General features: G+C 75.5%; 4 protein-coding genes. 2 read left to right on the top strand and 2 right to left on the bottom strand.

Features of this window, described 5'->3' with window-relative positions:
• The first annotated feature begins 211 nt into the window (after positions 1-211).
• Complete coding sequence (locus tag DN051_RS35365; protein ID WP_053757939.1) at positions 212-2,506, top strand: FUSC family protein; 2,295 nt, start codon at positions 212-214, stop codon at positions 2,504-2,506.
• Positions 2,507-2,794: 288 nt separating this feature from the next.
• On the top strand, positions 2,795-3,703 hold the full coding sequence (locus DN051_RS35360; RefSeq protein WP_053757937.1) for a hypothetical protein: 909 nt from the start codon (positions 2,795-2,797) through the stop codon (positions 3,701-3,703).
• 94 nt (positions 3,704-3,797) lie between these two features.
• On the opposite strand, the gene DN051_RS35355 is transcribed toward DN051_RS35360, so the two are convergent.
• Entirely contained in the window at positions 3,798-5,177 is a 1,380-nt protein-coding gene (locus DN051_RS35355; protein ID WP_112440696.1) for a HEAT repeat domain-containing protein, read from the bottom strand.
• Positions 5,178-5,223: 46 nt separating this feature from the next.
• A complete protein-coding gene (locus tag DN051_RS35350; RefSeq protein ID WP_112442641.1) occupies positions 5,224-17,847 on the bottom strand; it encodes a non-ribosomal peptide synthetase/type I polyketide synthase in 12,624 nt (4,207 codons plus the stop codon).
• Between the last annotated feature and the right edge of the window lie 23 nt (positions 17,848-17,870).

Here is a 17,870-nt window from a genome sequence, read left to right as displayed (position 1 = left end):
TCCAGGTAAGCAAGGCCGGCCCCGAGAATCCACTCGCGGGCGCCGTGGCCGGCCGGGGCCGCGCACCGGCCCTCGACCCTCGGGGCATGTGACGCAGCCCTGTCCCTCCCGTGGCCCGGCACAGTCGGCTGACCGCGTGCGAACCGCTTTCCGGGCAGATACTGACGTCGGGGGAGCAGTCGGTGATCACCGGCGGGAGGTGTGCGGAGGGATGCGTGTTCCCGGCGCGGCCCGGCCCACGAGGCTCTTGGCGTGGCTCCGCGCGCACGACCCGGAGCTGGCGGCGACCCGCCGGGCGGGGCGCGCCGCCCTCGTGATCCCCTCGCTCTTCGCGTTGTGCAGCGAGGTCATCCAGTCCTCGGCCATGGCGACGTACGCCGCCTTCGGCTCGTTCTCGATGCTCCTCCTGGTCGATTTCACCGGTCCCATGGTGCAGCGGCTGCGGGCGCATCTGGGCCTCGCGCTGGCCTGGGCGGTGCTCATCAGCCTCGGCACCGTGACGTCCCCGATGATGTGGGCGGCGGTCACGACGACGGTGGTGGTCGGCTTCCTGATCCTCTTCTCCGGCGTGGTGAGCTCCGTCCTGGCGGGCGCGACGACCGCGCTGCTGCTGGCGTTCCTGCTTCCGGTGGCCGCGCCGGCACCGGTGTCCGAGCTGCCCGCCAGGCTCGCGGGGGCCGGTCTGGCGGCGCTGTCCGCGATGCTCGCCGTCGCCCTGCTGTGGCCGCGCCCCGGCGCGGATCCGCTGTCCGCGCCCGCCGCGCGGGCCTGCCGGGCCGCCGCGGCACAACTGCGCGCCGACCCGTCCCGGGCGCCCAACGCTCCCGGGACGCCGACCGGCGAGGAACGCGGCCCCGTCACCGCCGACCCCGTCACCGCCGAGGCCGCCGACGCCGCGGCCGACCTGCGGACCGCCTTCAACGCCACTCCCTACCGGCCCACGGGGCTGTCGACCAGTTCCCGCGCCATCGTCCGCCTGGTCGACGAACTCACCTGGCTGTACACCATCGTGCTGGCAAGTGAGCAGCCGTCCGCCCGCGGCGTGCCCTGCGACCCCGAGGCGCATACGGTGCGCCGCTCCGCCGCGGCGGTGCTCGACGAAGCCGCCGACGTCCTGGACACACCCTCCACCCCGCTCACCGGTCTCCGGGCGGCGTCGACCGAGCTGCGCGGGGCCGTGGGGCGCATGGAGCGCAGCGCCACCACCCGGCTTCCGCTGGACCGGCGCCCCGGCACCGAATCGGAGGTCCATGCCTTCCTCCAGACCCTGGACATGTCGTTCCGCGCGCAGGAACTCGGCTTCGCCACCCTTCAGATCGCGCGGAACGTGCTGCGTGCCGCGGCCGCAGAGCGGCGCAGCTGGCCGGCGCAGCTGCTCGGCCGGGAGCCCGCCGCCCTGACCGAGCCGCTCGCCTCCGCCTGGGAGCGCGCCGCCGCGCACCTCCAGCCGCACTCGGTCTGGCTGCACAACAGTCTCAGGGGCGCTCTGGGCCTCGGAATCGCCGTCACGCTGGCCCAGCTGACGGCCGTCCAGAACTCGTTCTGGGTGCTGCTCGGCACCCTCGCCGTGCTGCGTTCGAACGCGCTGAGCACGGGGCAGAACGCGGTACGCGCTCTCGGCGGCACGCTGGTGGGCTCCCTCGTCGGGGCGGGACTGCTGCAGCTCATCGGGCAGCACGGCACGGTGCTCTGGTTCCTGCTGCCGGTGGCCGTTCTCCTCGCCGGGATCGCCCCCGCGGCCATCTCCTTCGCGGCGGGCCAGGCCGCCTTCACCGTGACTCTGGTGATCCTGTTCAACATCGGTCAGAACCCCGACTGGCAGATCGCGCTGCTGAGGATCCAGGACATCGGTCTGGGCTGCGCGGTGAGCATCCTGGTGGGCCTCTTCTTCTGGCCGCGCGGGGCAGCGGCCGCCGTCGACCGCGCGCTGGCCACCGCCTACACGGAGAGCGCCCGCTATCTGGCCGACGCGGTCGAGTACGCGATCGGCAAGTGCGGCAGTCGTCCCCTGGCCGCGAGTGCCCCGCTCGACCAGAGCCGGCAGGCCGCTGCCGCCGCCCGCCGGCTCGACGACGCCTTCCGCAGCTATCTGGCCGAGCGCGGCTCCAAGCCGGTTCCGCTGGCTGACATGACGACACTCGTCACCGGAATCGTGGCCCTGCGCCTCGCCGCGGACGCCGTCCTCGGACTGTGGCAGCGTGCCGCCGACGAACCCGACGGGAGCGACCGGGGCGAAGCCCGCGTGATCCTGCTCGCCGGGGCGGGCCGGGTGGCCGGGTGGTACCGGGATCTGGCCAACGGCCTCGGGCAGCACCGTTCGATTCCGGCTCCGCTGCCGCGCAGTCCCGGCGCCGCGGCAGGGCTGGTCGCCTCGGTCCGCCGCGATCTGCTGGACGAGCACGGCCGGGCCACCGACACCGCCGTCCGCATCATCTGGACCGCCGACCACATCAACGCCGCCCGCCGCCTCCAGCCCGACCTCGCGGCGGCGGCGGAGGCGAGATGAGCGCGGAGGTGGTGGGCAGCGGCGGCGAGATGTACGACCGACAGCGGGCGTCGGCGGTGGAAACCAGGAACGGTGCGGGGCGTTCGGCCGCCCGGCACCGCGGCGGGCCGGGCTTCGGTGGCCGGCCGTACACCGGGGCGAACCGGTGGCGGGCCGGACACCGGGGCAGGCGGACTCCGGGTCCGGGGGACGGTGCCGCGGTACGGTGATCAGGCGTTGCGCGCCGGCCGGCGAACCCCGGTCCCGAGACCAGCGAGGTGGCGATGAGGTCGATCCGATCGGGCGGTCATGGCTGACGCGGCCTCCGACGCGGAACGGCGGGTCGCACGGGTGCGGGACGACCAGGCCGGACGCTACGCACTGGCCCAGGAGTTCTACCGGCTCGCCTCGGGCCGGCGCCGCACGTACGGCCATGCCGAGCTGAGTTTCATGCGGTGGTCGCTCGCCCGCGGCGTGCTGGCTGCGGAGACCTCCGAGGCTCCCGGCAGTCCCTGGTGGCGCGCGGTCAACGAACGGCTGCTGCGGGACAAGACCGAAGCCCGGCTGCTGTGCGGGGCGGGGCCCACCGGCACGGCGGGGGCCCGCAGCGTCGAGTACTGGATGGACTTCATCCGCTCCCCCAGCCCGGTCCGCTGGTACCGCGCGCACAACGCCAGCATCGTCGCCGGTTATCTGGAGCACGAGGAACTGGCCGCCGCCGAGCGGCAAGTGGAACGGTTCATGATGAACGTCGCCCTCCTGCGCGTACTGTTCACGCACGCCATGCTCGAACAGCCCCGGCTCGCGCTCGGCCGACTGGCGGTCTTCGGCCCGCTGATGGCGGACCCGCGTCACCGGGCCGTGCAGATGTTCCTCGACCTCGGCCGGTCCTTCCCGGCTCGCTACCCGGTGACGACGCCCATGGCTGACACCGTCCTCGACGAACACGCCCTGGCCCGGATGCTCGACTACGGCCTGATCGCCCCGCGTCTGCCCGCGCTCTACGAGTTCTCCGCCGAGTCCCTGGCGGAGCCCCGGCTGACCGCCCTGCTGGACGACGGCCTCCCGGCCTATGTGTGGCCGCACGCGGACCGGGCGATCTGGTACATCGGCAACACGGGCCCTCACCTGCGCACCATCGCCCGGGCCTCCGGCGCGCGCCTGACCTGGGAGCCGTCACCACTGGTCCCCCTCCACCGCCGCGCTCGTCGGCGGTGAGGGTGCGGGGCTGCCGCGGACGCCGGTCATCGGGGTGCGCGGGCTGCGGCGGATGCCGGTGGCCCGGGTGCCGTGGCCGCCGCGGCCCGCGCGGTCAGGCCGGCAGCGCCCCGGCGGGGTGGCCGTGTTCACGGCCGCACGCGGTCAGGGCCACGACTCCCGTGCCCGCGACCGAGGTGTGCGGACCGAGCGCGCCGGGGTCCACGGACAGCCGGGCCGCGATGTCGTTGGCGTAGCAGGTGTCGGGGATCCTGAGTTCCTCCTTCACCCGGTGGTACCGCTCGGCGAACGTCTCGGAGCCGGACGGGCTCACGTCGTCGAAGGCGCCGTCGGGGAAGCCGTCCTGGTGCGGCAGGAGGTAGCCGGACTCGGCCGGGTGGGCGGGGCCCTCGTCGCCGTCCTCCTCGGCGACTTCGGAGTCGTAGTACCGGACCACTTCGCCGCCTTCCGCGACGCACCACGCCGTCCAGCCGTCCCCGCAGCTCATGCCGTACCACTGCGCGGCGCCGAAGCGGCGGCCGAGTTCGGCGCAGCGCCCGCGGACGATGCTCGCCCGGGTCTCGTCGTCCGCGTCGTCGAGACGGTGCGTGTCCTCGGCCGTGTCGCCGAAGACGAGGGTCCAGCCGTCCAGGGCGGGGCTGACGAAGACGCGGGCACAGCCGTCGTGCGGGCCGCCCGCGTCCCAGGCGTGGTGGTCGTGGTTCCAGGCCGCGGCACCCGTGCGCAGGGTCACCGGCTCCGGGTGACCGAGGTCGAACGCCGCCAGCACCGCTTCCTGATCGGCGCTCGGGACCGCGTACCAGGAGCCGCACAGGTGCAGGCCCTCCGGGACCTCGGTCCGCTGCCCGATCCTGGTCAGCCTGCGCCACGCCGCCCGGTCCCGGTCGCTCAGCAGCGCGGGCCCGCCGATCTCGGCCAGCGCCTCCAGGGCCGCGGCCCGGATCCTCGGCCCCGTCGCCGGCCGCCGCCGCACGCGTTGCAGGGCGCCGACCGCTCCGGTACCGACCACCTTGACTGCGGCCACGGCCCGCCGGCGGACATCGGGGTCCGGGTCACCCAGCAGGGGCAGCAACCGGTCGAGGAACGCCGCACCGTCCTCCCCGCGCCTCGGGTAGGCGAACAGCGCACTGCGTCGGACCAGCGGGTGCGGGTGCTCCAACAGCGGTTCGTACGCCGCTCGATCGGCCACGTCGGCTCGCTCCAGCACCCACTGGATCCGTCGCGCGACCTCCGGGGAGTCCGCGGACCCGGCCGCCTCGGCCAGGGGGAGAAGAGCGGGCTCGCCCAGTCTGCGCAGCACGTCCGCGGACACGGTCCAGTCGACGGGTGACCGTTCGTCACACAGCACGTCCAGCACGGGCCCCACGGCGGCCGTGCCCTCGTCCACGAGGGCGTCGCGCGCCGAGCGGGTGGCGTCCCAGGTGCCGGTGAGCGCTTCGGTCAAACGTTCCTCGGTCAAACGTTCCTCGATCATGTGAGGACAGTAGTGGGGGCCTACGACATCATCCCCGGCACCCGGATCAGCGCAGGGCGTCCAGGGACTCCGGCGGAACGACGTGATCGAGGAGGTGCAAGGGGGCGGAGCGCACCCCCGCGGTCTCGGCCGCCTCCCAGTGCGCCAGGGCGCGCGGCAGGTCGACGAGCCCGTGGATCAGGGGCAGTCGGTGCGTCATACGCGGCCCGGCGCTGCCCGGATCGGCGGCCCGGACGTGGAGCAGCGACTCCAGACGGCACGAGGCGAGAGTGCCGGGGATCCCGTGCCGGCCGGCGGCGCCCGCGCGGGCCAGGGGCGGAAGGTCTTCTGCGGGGCGGGTCTTCACGGAGTCCAGGGCGAGCAGGCCGCCGCCGACCACGAGGACGTCCCGCCTCGCCTCCATGCGGTCCAGCGCCTTCGCGGTGTCGAAGCAGTGCGGGAAGGAGTCGTCGACGACGATCGTGCCCGGCCGGAGCCGGTCGATGTCGAGGAGGGCGCCGGCGCCGCTGACCGCTGTGACGATCAGGTCCGCCCGGTAGACCGCCTCCGGGAGCAACGGCGCGGACTCGGTGACCTCGACCGGCATCGCCGGCCGGTCGGCCGACAGGTCGGCGGCGAGCCGCCGCAGCCGTGGGGCGCTGCCGGCGACGTCGCACAGCAGCAGCCGGGCCGGCGGGCCCTCCGCCGTGGCGAGGAGCAGCCGAAGCGACGACGTGCCTATCGAGCCGCATCCGACCACGGCGAGCGACAGGTCCGGCAACCGGAGGCCGGTCTCCGCGAGCGCGCGCTGAACGGTCCTGGCCACCGCGACGGTGGTCGTCGCATGGCCGGTGGTGAGCTCCGCGGTCGTCATGGTCTCGCGCAGGACGTCGTAGCCGTAGCCGGTCAGGGAGGGGATCAGACCGGCGAGGGAGACGCAGCGCGCGCCGAGCGACGCGGCGTGTTCGACGGCGCGGGCGGTGCGGGCGGCCAGGTCACCGCCCGAGGCCAGTTCGTCGGCGAACAGGGGGAGGGCGACGAAGCCCGAACGGCCCAGTGGGGTGACGGCCGTCTCCAGCAGTCGGGCGCGGCCCTCGGGGAACAGCAGCGCGCGGATCTGTTCGCGGCCCGGCGGCTGATGCCGGAGTCCCGCGAGCGCGGCGAGGTGGCCGGGCGCGGGCAGGTATCCGACCAGGGCGGCGTCGAGACGGTCGTGCCCGGCCCCCTGCGAGGAGAGGGCGACGCGACCGGCCGTGCGCCGGCCGTGGGACTCCTCGTGGGGCGCGGCGGGCAGCGCGCGCTCGTCCGGGGCCTCCGTCACACCTGCCGCCACCTCGCGGGGCACCGCGTCGACGCCCACTTCACGCAGGGCGTCCCGCAGTTGGCGGCGCATCGCCTCGACGAAGCCGGTCAGCTCGCCGGGCGTGAGCGCCGCCGCGCAGGCCCGCACGATGACGCGCAGGCCTTCGCCGCCCGCGGTCGGCCTGGCGGCGAGGAACACATCCGTGCCGGCCGGAGGCAGCGCGAGCGTGCTGTCGGAGTCGTCGGCGCGCAGGGTCAAGGGACCCTCGGGCACGGCGCCCAGACCGGTGAAGTCGAGGAAGGTGAAGAAGAACTGGGCGGTGCGCGGCAGCCCGTCCGGCGTCCGCGGATCGGTGGGGCCCTCGGCGCGTGCCGTGACCGTCTCGGCGGCGATCCGGGTCAGATCCTCCCCGAATGCCGTCGTGCGGTGCGGTCCGGACGCGTCCGGACGCAGCGCCACCGCTTCGGCGAACGGGCCGAACACCCGGTGGGCGTCGCCCGTGGACTCGTCGCGCCCGCTGACCGCGAGCCCGAGCACCAGATCGCGCCGACCGGTGAGTCCGGCGAGGGCGCGGTAGTACGCGGTGAGCAGGGGCGCGTACAGGGTGCAGCGTGCGGTCCGGGCGCGACGGCGCAGATCCCGGGTCGTGACGGCGTCCAGGGTGAAGGCCGTCGTGTGGAACTCCGCCGGGTCGGCGTCGGGGGCGGCGCCCCGGGCGCGGAGGGCCGGTGGGGCGTACGGCGCCGAGAGTCGTGCGCGGTACTCCTCGGCCCGCGGGCCGTCGGGGCGCGTCCGCCGGGCGGCCAGGTCCACATGGTCGCGGAAGGAGCTGTGCAGCGGCGGCAGCCCGTGCGGGAGACCGCGGTCGAGCCGGTCGTACACGGTGAGCAGTTCCCGGGCGAGCAGGGCGGCGCTGTAGCCGTCACCGATGAGATGGTGCGCGTGGACGAGGAGCACGTGCTCGTCGCGCGCGACGGTGAACAGCCGCAGACGCAGCAGGGGCCAGGCCCACGGTTCGAGTCTGCGCCGCGCTTCCTCCGCGACGCGGTGGTCCAGCAGGTCCGGGCGGGCGAGGGTTTCCGTCTCGACAGGCAGGCGCAGCGCGGGCGGCAGTTCCTGCTGCACGGGCGGACGGGCCCCGGCGGGGAAGACCGTGCGCAGCATCGGGTGACGCTCCGTCAGTACGTCGACCGCGCGCTGGAGGATGTCGTGCCGGAGCCGCCCGCTCACCCGGAACCTGGCGAGCCAGGCCGACCCGGAGCCGGGGGCGATGGTCTCGGCGAGGAGGAATCCCCGCTGGGAGGGAGTGAGCGGGTAGGGAAGCGAGCTCTGCGGTGAGGGTACGGGGTGAGCGGGACCGGACGCCGGACGGCCGGCGGGCGTGCCGGTCGCCTCTTGATCCCCTCTCGTGACCGTGCCCGCCGTGCTGTGGTCCGCCGTGGTGGCGGCCGTCCCCGCCGTGCGCTCCGGTTGTTCCGCCGCGGCGTCGAGAGCCGTCGCGAGCGCGCCGAGGGTGCGATGGGTGTGGAGCACCGTCGGACGGGGCACGGCGGGCAGTTCCTGGCGGAGCCGGGCGAAGAGTTCCAGGACCAGGATGGAGTCACCGCCGAGGTCGAAGAAGTCGTCCTCGCGGGAGACCTCGGGCAGGTCCAGGAGCTCCGACCACACGCGGGCCAGGGTCCGTTCGGTGGCGGTCGGGGGAACCTGCCGGGACGACACCGGCGAGTGACCGGTCGTCCCGCCCTCTTCGCCGGTCCCGCCTTCGGCCCTCTCGCCGTTCGGGTTGTCCACTCCCCGCGCCAGCCGGAGCCGGTCGATCTTGCCGGTGCCGGTCAGCGGGAGCGCCGCGACCGGACGGATACGAGCGGGCAGCATGTACGGCGGCAGCACCCGGGAGAGGAAGCCGCGCACCGCACGGACGTCCGGCGCCCGGCAGCCGGGCCGGGGCTCGATGTGCGCCTCGAGACGGCCGTCCCGGAGCAGTATCGCCGCACGGGAGATGTCCGGGTGCGTGAGCAGCGCGGCCTCGACCTCGCCGAGCTCCACCCGGTGTCCGCGTACCTTCACCTGGTCGTCGAGGCGGCCCAGGAACTCCAGTTCACCGTCCGGGGTGCGCCGCACGCGGTCTCCGCTGCGGTACCAGCGGCGCCCGTCGCGCTCGATGAAGGCCGCCGCGGTGAGGTCGGGCCGGCCGAGGTAGCCGGGTGTCAGACCGATTCCGCCGATCAGCAGCTCACCGGCCTCGCCGGGCGGGCACGCGCTGCCGTCCTCGGCGACGACGTCCAGTTCGCAGCCGGCCACCGGACGGCCGATGGGCAGGTGCCGTACGTCGTCGGCCGGGCGGCCGTCGATGATGTGGCACGTGGCGTTGATGGTGGCCTCGGTGGGCCCGTACAGGTTCGCCACCCGGTGGTCGGGCCGGCGGCGGCCCTCGCCGGAGTCGAGCAGATCGAACCAGCGGCGTACGTGCGCGGCGGGCAGGGCCTCGCCGCCGACGTGGACCCACCGCAGCGCCGCCAGGTCGGGAGTGACACCGTCCTGCCGGGCCCGCGTCTCGGCGGCGGTCAGGAGCCGTTCCCACAGCGTCGGCACCGAACTCCACACCGTGATCCCGTCCGACACGACCCGGTCCAGCAGTGCCTCGGGGTCGCGCAGCAGGTCCCGGGTGAGGGTGCTGACGGTGGCACCGGCCAAGAGGGGGGCCAGCAACTGGCGTACGGAGGCGTCGAAACAGATCGACGCCGTCTGTACGAGCCGGTCCCCGGGGCCGTAGCCGAACGTGGCGAGCGACCAGTCGAGGTAGTTGGCCAGGGATCGGTGGGTGAGCGGTACCGCCTTGGGGTGGCCCGTGGAACCGGACGTGAAGATGACGTAGGCGGTGGCGTCCGGGTCGGTGGGCGGCGGCGGTTCGGACGTGAGGGCCTGGGCACGGGCGGGTGCCGGGTCGGCCGCCGGAACCGTCGTGACGTCGTCCAGCGCGGCGGCGGTCTCCCGGCCGGCCGCGTCGGCGACCAGCACGCGAACCCCGGTTCGGTGCACCTGGTCGTTCAGGCGGGCGAGGGGGTGTGTGGCGTCCAGGGGTACCCAGCCGGCGCCCGACCTCAGGATGCCGACCACGCCGACGACGGCGTCCGGGCCGGGTTCGGTGAGCAGCCCGACCAGGTCGCCGGCGCGTACGCCGTTCGCCCGCAGCCGTTCGGCCAGGGCGTGGGAGGCGCGGTCGAGGTCGGCACAGGTGAGCGTGGCGCGGCCCGTGTCGACGGCGACGGCGTCCGGTGTCGCCCGGAACCGGGCGACCAGGCGTTCCACCACGCTTCCCACACTGGCGGCGGGGCGGGCGGACGGCGCCGCCGAGCCGGAAGCCGGGGGCTCCGCCGCAATCGAGGCGGGCCCGGTACCGGATCCGGCCGGAGTCCCGGACCCGCCTACGGCGCGCCGCAGTTCGCTCAGGTGGTCCTCGGCGAGGCGCGCCACCGTCTCGGGGCGGAAGAGGTGGGCGGGATGGTTCCACGAGAAGCGCAGCGTCGCGTCCGCTTCCCAGCACAGCAGTCCCAGCCGGGTGGCGGCGGACGCGGTGGCCGCCGCGGTCGGCGCCACCGCGACGGGCCAGTCCTGACCGTGGCGCACGGGGAAGCGGGCGAAGCTGAAGCCGGCCGGGGCCACCGCGCGGGGTGCGGGGCCGCCCGAGGGCAGCAGTGCGGCCAGGTCGGGGCTGCCGAGGGTCGCGTGGGACTCCGCCTCGTGCCAGATCCGCCGCAACCGCTGCGCGAGTGCGGTCACCGGCTCACCCGGGTCGACGTCGGTGAACACCGGGAGGGTGTCCGCGAGCGGCCCCACGAGCCGGTCCATGCCTGGCAGCGGCAACTCCCGTCGTGAACGCGCCACGTTCACGGCGACGGTCCGTCGCCCGCTCCAGCGCGCCAGGCAGCGGCCGTACACCGCGAGCAGCAGATGGAAGAGGGAGACGCCGTGATGTGCGGCCGTCTCGCGCAGCGCCGCCGTCAGGGACGTGTCGACGGCGGTCTGGTGATGGCTCAGCGGCGGGACGGGAGGCGCGTCGGGATCACCGTCGTAGGGCAGCGCCCGGGCCGTGCTCGCGGCCGAGTCGGCGGTGTTCTCCCCGGCTGCGTGCCCGGCCAGCCTGTCCCGCCAGTACCGCCGGTCACGGCCGAAGGCTGCCGAGGCCCGCTCGTCCGCGACCAGCGCGGCGTAGTCGGAGAAGTGGCCGCGCGGCGGGGCGGGTTCGGGGGTGCGGCCGAGCGCGAGCGCGGTGTAGAACTCCCAGAGTTCCTCGCCGAGGATCTTCAGGCTGTAGCCGTCGGCCGCACTGTGGTGGACGACCAGCAGCAGGTGGGCGAGGTGGGCGTCCTCACGGACGAGGACGGCGCGCACGGGGTCCTCGGCCGTCAGGTCGAACGGACGGTTGTACAGCTCACGTTCCAGGCCGGCCGGTGACACGCCCGCGTCCGGCTCGTGCACCGCGTACCAGCGGGGCGCCCGGTCGGTGGGCCCGGCTTGCGCGGTGTACTGGCGGGGCGCGGTGACGTCGCCCGTGATCCGCAGGCGGAGCATGGGGTGGCGGGCGGCCAGCCGTGCCAGCGCTCGGCCGAGGATTTCCGTGTCGAGGGGACCGCGCACGGTCTGGCGTACGTAGCCGTACGCGGTGACGCCCTCGTGCAGTGTCTCCGTGGTGAGGAAGGCGAGTTGGAGCGGCGTGAGTGGACGCCGGGCGTCGGTCTCCTCACCGTCGGCGGTGGCTGGGGATGCGGTCGCCGCGGGCCGCCGCTCGGCGCCGGGCGTCCCGGAGGGCTGTGCGGCGAGGTGCGCGGCCAGTTCGCCGATCGTGCGGTACTCGAAGAGCAGGGTCGCGGGCAGCGCCCGGCCGAGTTCCGCTTCCAGCCCGCGCGCGAGGTCGACGGCGGTCAGCGAGTCCAGACCGAGCGTGAGGAACTGCTCGTCGTCGCCGATGTCGTCCGGGGCCCGGTGCAGCGCCTCGGCCAGCAGCCGGCGCACCAGATCCGCGACGGCGGCGGGGGCGACAGCGGTGGCGGTGGTGTCCTTCGGTGCAGAGCCGGGGGTGGTTCCGGGTGTGGCCGGCATGTGCTCGGTGGAGCGGGGAGCGGCGGGCGCGGCGGGCGCCGGGGAGGTGACGAGCAGGTGGGGCGCGTCGATGGCGACGGCCGTCCGCAGCGCCGCGAGGGCGGCACGCGCGGTCGTGGTCGTGAGGCCGCGGTCGCGGAGCCCGGCACCGGGCCCCATGCCGCGGGCGAGTCCCGTGTCCGCGACGGGTCCGAAGCCGATCGCCTGCCAGGGCGCGCCCGCGGCGCGTTCGGCGGCGGCGAAGGCGTCGAGGAAGGCGTTGGCCGCCGCGTAGTCGCCGAGCGCGCCCGCCAGGCCGGGCAGCACGGAGGAGACGGAGGAGAAGGCGACGCGCACGGCCGGTTCCTGCCCGTGCCGGCGCAGCGCGTCGGCCAGCAGCACGGTGCCGCGCACCTTGGCGGCGAGCACATCGGCGATCTCCGGTTCCGACTTGCCGCGCAGCGTCCCGGGCCGGGCCGTGCCGGCCGCGTGGAAGACCCCGTCCAGCGGCGGGAGAGCGGCCATCAGCGCGTCGACGGCCTCCGCGTCGGACACGTCGGCGGTGAGGTGGCGGACCAGTGCCCCGCGCGACCGCAGGTCGGCGAGCAGTGTCCGCGGCGCGGCGGTGGACCGTCCGGTGAGGATCACCTCGCGGGCGCCGCGGTCGGCCAGGTCGCGCGCGAGGGCGGAGCCGAGCCCCCCGGCGCCTCCGGTGATGAGGTACGTGCCGTGCGGCGGCAGCCCTTCGACCGTCGTGGGGGCGGTCACGTCGACCGGTGTACGGCCGAGCCTGCGGCCGGCCCGCCAGGCGACGGTGCCGTCCGCGCCCGGCGCGTGGACCGCGCAAAGCTCGCTCTCCACCGCGTCGACCCGTAGGTCGAGCGGGTCGACGGAGGTCAGGTCCACACCGCGGGAGGCCAGTCCGCGATGCTCCTCGGGCAGGGCCAGCGCGAAGCCGTGCGCCAGCGCCCCCGCCGGGCGGGGGTATGCGGACGAGGCACCGATGGCGTACGCGTCCTCGGTGACCACCAGCAGCCGGGAGCAGCCGGCGGACACCTGGTCCAGAACCTGGCGCAGTGCGGAGAGGGCGGAACTGCTCGCGACGTCCACGGACTCCGGACCGTCGAGGGGCCCGGTGGGCTCCCCGTCCAGCCAGATCACGGCGTCCACCGGGGTCGGGTCCGGTGCTCCGGTGCCGTCCCGGCCCAGCACCGTCAGTCCGCGCCCGGTGAGCCGGGCGGCCAGGGCGCGGCCGAGTGCGTGGTCCGCGCCCACCAGTCGTACGACGCGCGGTCCGGGGGCGGACGTCAGCGGCGTGTCACACCAGTCGAGGCGCTGGGTGACTGCGGACGGCGCGGGCGCAACGGGCCGGTCCTCGGCGGCCCTTGCCGCGGACGTCGCCGCGGACGCGCCGGCCGGCGCGCCGGTCCTGCGCGGCCGGTGGCGGCTCCGGCGGAACGGGTAGGTCGGCACCGTCGCCCGCGGCCGCCGGGTGGGCCGGCCCGTCCGGTCCAGCGGCGCACCCAGGGTCCACAGACGGCCCACCGTCTCCAGCAGTTCACTCGCCCCCGCGGCGGCCGGGCCGTCCTCGGCTCCGGCGGCCGGTACGGCCGTCGCCGGCAGCACCGTCACGTCGGAGCCGGCCGACGCGTGTGTGGCGGCGACCGAACGGACCGCGCCGCCCAGGGAGTTCCCCGGGCCGAGCTCCACGAAGGTGTCGAAACCGTCGTCCAGGAACCGCGCGACGGCCGCGCCGAACCTCACGGGGCGTACCGCGTGCTCCCGCCAGTACCCCGGGGTGAGTTCGGGCCGCCACTCGCCGGTGACCGTGCTGAGCATCGGTACGGCCGCCGGCCGTGCCGTCAGTGTCTTCGCCACGTCGCCGAGCTGATCCAGGACCGGTTCCAGCATCGGCGAGTGGAAGGCGTGGGACACGCGCAGTCGGCGCGCGGCCACCCCGCGCCTCGACAGTTCCGCCACGGCCCGGTCGACGGCACCCTCCGTGCCGGACAGCACCACTTGCGTCGGCCCGTTGACCGCCGCCACGCACAGGGCGCCGCCGGACGCGGCCACGACATCGGCGACGGTGTCCTCGTCACCCCTGACGGCGGCCATGGCTCCCGGGGTGCTCAGGGAGGCGAAGAGCCGACCGCGTTCGACGGCGAGCTCCACCGCTTCGGCCAGGGTGAACGCACCGGCGGCACACGCGGCCGCCACCTCGCCGACGCTGTGCCCGGCGACCGCGTCCGGGGTCGCGCCCCATGCGGCCAGTTGCCGGGCGATCCCCACCCCGAAGGCGACGAGCAGCGGCTGCGCCACCTCCGTCCTCGCCGGTCCGGCCGGATCCACGTCGGGGTCCAGGCACCACCGTGTCAGTGTCCGCCCGAGAATCGGTCCCGCCACCGCGGCGGCTTCGTCCAGGACGTCGCGGAACACCGGGGCCGTCCGGTACAGCGCGTGTCCCTGCCCGGGTCGTTGTGCTCCCTGACCGGGGAACAGGAACACGGTGCGGGGGCGGGACCGGCCGGCCCGCTGCCCGACGGCACGGCCGAGCCGGTCGGCGAGGTCGCCGTCGGCGACCACGGCCAGGCGGAACGGCCCGTCGTCGCGGGCGGTGTTCACGGTGGCGCAGACGTCGGCCTCGTCCAGCTCCGGATGTGCCCGCAGATGCGCCGCCAGGTCGTCCGCGGCGACCCGCAGGGCGTCGGCGTCGTGGGCCGACAGGGTGAGCAGGTGCGGGGCGTCGGCCGCGCGCGCCGGGGCCGCCCGCCGGGGCGCCTCCTCCAGGACGGCGTGCGCGTTGGTGCCGCCGAAGCCGAACGCGTTCACGCCCGCGACCAGGGGCCCGGATGCCTGCCACTGCCTGTGGTCGGTGACGAGTTCGAAGCCCGGAGCGACACGCTCCAGGTAGGAGGCGGGCACCGTGCCCGGTGGAAAGGGCGGCACCTGCCGGTGCTGAAGGGCCAGCACCACTTTGACCAGACCGGGCATGCCCGCGGCGTTGAGCAGGTGCCCGATGTTCGCCTTGACCGAGCCGAGCAGCCGCGGGCGGCCGTCCGGGCGGGGCGGGAAGGCGTGTCCGAGCGACTGCGCCTCGACGGGGTCGCCCACCGGAGTGCCGGTTCCGTGGGCCTCGACGTACGAGACGGTGTCCGGGTCGACGCCGCTGTCGCGGTACGCCTGGGTGATGACCTGGCGCTGCGTGCGGGGGTTGGGGGCGAGCAGACTGAGCGACCGGCCGTCGTTGTTCACCGCCGTGCCGCGTACCAGGGCGAGCACCGGGTCGCCGGACCGCTGCGCCTCGTCCAGGCGCGCGAGGACGACGGCCGCTCCGCCCTCCCCGGGCACGATGCCGTCGGCGGCGGCGCCGAAGGGCCGGCTGCCGCCGGTCGGGGACAGCGCGCCCGCGCGTTCCAGCAGACGGTGGCCGGTCGAGGTCAGGGCCAGCTGGACCCCGCCGACCACGGCGAGATCGCACTCGCCGGACTCCAGGCTGCGCCGTGCCAGATGGAGCGCCACCAGCGCCGACGAGCAGGCGGTGTCCACGGCGAGCGCGGGCCCGTGCAGGTCGAGCGCCTGGGAGACGCGGGCGGCGATCAGGTTCGGCAGGTTGCCGGTGAGCGCGGCCGGGTGCGCGGCGAGGTCGCCGTCCGACGCGTCGGTGAGGACCTCGCGGTGGCCGCTGTCGCCGAGGGCGGCGAACACCCCGACCCGGAGCCCGTTTCGGCGGGGCCCGGCGTATCCGGCGCGCTCCAGGGCTTCGTGGGCCAGCTCCAGGAAGATCCTGGCCTGCGGGTCGGTGGCGCGCGCCTCCTCGTCGTCCATACCGAAGAAGGCGGCGTCGAACGCCGCGGGGTCGGCGAGGAAGGACCCGTGGTGCGTGGACGCGGCGGATCCCTCGCGCGCGTCGTCCCAGCGGCCGTCCGGTACGGCGGTGATCGTGTCCCGGCCGGCGGCCAGCAGGTCCCAGAAGTCCTCCGGCGTCTCCGCACCGGGGAACCGGCAGGCCGTGGCGAGCACCGCGACGACCGGCCGGGCCGCGCCGTCGGACGTTGCTCGGTCGGCGTCCGAGACGGTGGGCCGGGCCCGGCCGGCGGAGCCCCGCGGTCCCGGGTCCCCGCAGCCGTGCTGTCGTGCCTCTCCGGTGCGGTCCTGCCGCCGCGCGCTGCCGGTGGCGGGCTCCGGCGTCATCGGGTCTCCCGGGACCGGCGGTGCGACCAGGGCGAGCACATGTCCGGCGAGTGCGGCGACGGTGTCGTGGTCGCGCAGGACGCGCGGTTCCACCGTGAGGGAGAAGGTGTCCTCGATCTCGGCGAGCACGGCCATCGCCTTGAGCGACGATCCGCCGAGGTCGAAGAACCGGTCGTCCGGGCCGATCCGTTCGGGTGGCAGATCGAGAGCGCGTGCCCAGATGCCGAGGACGCCGTCCTGGACGTCCCGGCGTGAGCGCGGCGCGGCCGTCACGGCCGAGCCTGCCGTCTCCTCGGGTGCCGGCCGCGACCGGACCGTCGGGCCGCTTTCGGATGCCTCCGGACCGTCGGCCCGGCCGGACCGCTCCCCCGGTCCGTCCGATGTGCCCCCGGCCGCCCCGCGTCCCGCGTCCGCCGGGCGTTCCCGGGCCGCCTCGTGCAACGCCCTCGCCGCCGTCAGGCGCTCCTGGACCGCGCCGTAGGCACCGGACTCGAAGCGCGCACGCATCAGCCCGCGCCGCAGCTTTCCGCTGGTCGTGCGGGGGAACGCGCCCGGCGGCAGGGGCAGCACCCGCACGTCGTCGTGGCCGAGGGACTCCCGGACGCGGGCCGCCGCCGCGCTGAGCACCGGCAGGGCGGTCGCCCACGACGGCCGCGCCCACTGCACGAACACGACGACGCGTTCGGCGCCGGTGTGCGGGTCGGTCGAGCCGATCGCCGCCGCGCTGCCCGCGGGCAGCCCCGGCGTGGTGGCGGCCGTCTCCTCGATGTCGGCCGCGTGGAAGGTACGGCCGCCGACGAAGACGACGTCCTTGTGCCGCCCGGTGACACAGAGCCGGCCCCCGTTCAGGAAGCCGAGGTCGCCGGTGCGCAGCCAGCCGTCGCGGAACACGGCCCCGGTCGCCTCGGGGGCCCGGTGGTAGCCGAGCGCCACCTGCGGGCCGCTGACCTCGACGTGGCCGACCCGCCGTTCGCCGAGCGGCCGGCCGGAGTCGTCGGTGACGCGGATCTCGCAGCCGGGCACGGGACGTCCGACATCCATCAGTTCCAGCGTGTGCGGGCCCGGTCCGGTGAGCACGGCCCGGCCCCGGCCCAGCTCCGCCCGGTCCAGGACCAGCGGCGCGGCGACCTCCCCGAGCGGGGGCACGGTCACGGCGAGCGTGGCCTCGGCCAGCCCGTACACGGGCAGCGGGGCCGTGGCGGCCAGCCCGGACGGCCGGGCCGCGGCGGTGAAGTCCCGCCAGACGCGGGGCGCGATGGGCTCGGCGCCGACCAGCATCAGTCGTACCGCGCTCAGATCGAGTCCGGGCCAGACGGTGTCGGGCACCCGCCGCAGGGTCAGGGCCAGGGCGAAGTTCGCGGCGGACAGCAGGGTCGCCCGGTGCCGGGCCGCCGCCTCCAGCCACAGGGCCGGACGCTTGGCGAAGGACAGCGGCTCCAGCCTGACCTGCTTCAGACCCGCCGCCATGGGCACGAGGTGCGTGCCGATCAGGCCCATGTCATGGAAGTACGGCATCCAGGTCATCACGACGTCGCAGGGGCCGATGTCCATGGCGGTGCGGATCTGCCGGAGGTTCGCCAGTACGGCGGCGTGGGTGAGTTCGACGCCCTTCGGTGCGCCGGTGCTGCCGGAGGAGAACTGCAGGAACGCGACGTCCCGCGGCTCGGCCCTGACCGGCCGGGGCGGCGGGTGGCCCTCGCGCAGCAGGTCCAGCGGCAGGGCCCGCACGGGACCGGGAAGCTCGCCGAGCAGGTCGGCCGTGGTGTCGTCCACCATCACGGCCGGACGACCCAGCAGTTCCCACACGGGTCCGACCCGGCGCGGGTCGGCGGCCAGCGGCACCGGTACGAGTCCCGCCGCGACCGCGCCCCAGAACATCGACTGAAAGCGCTCCCCCGGGCCGGCGACGAGCGGGACGGGGGTACCGGGTGCGAGGCCCGCGGCGTGCAGGGCGCCCGCGACGCGCAGTGCCTCGTCGCGGAGATCGGCGAAGGTGACGGTGCGCTCGGTGCCGTCCGCGCGGAGGTGGACGACGACTTGCCCGGGGGAGCGCTCGGCGGAGTGCAGCAGTGTGTCGAGCAGGGTGGTGGCCGTGCCGGCCGCCGCGCGCCGGGCCATGCGTTCCCCTCCCCCGTCCGCCT

This window comes from Streptomyces cadmiisoli (assembly GCF_003261055.1).
GTDB lineage: Bacteria > Actinomycetota > Actinomycetes > Streptomycetales > Streptomycetaceae > Streptomyces > Streptomyces cadmiisoli.
This window is presented reverse-complemented; position numbering and strand designations above follow the sequence as displayed.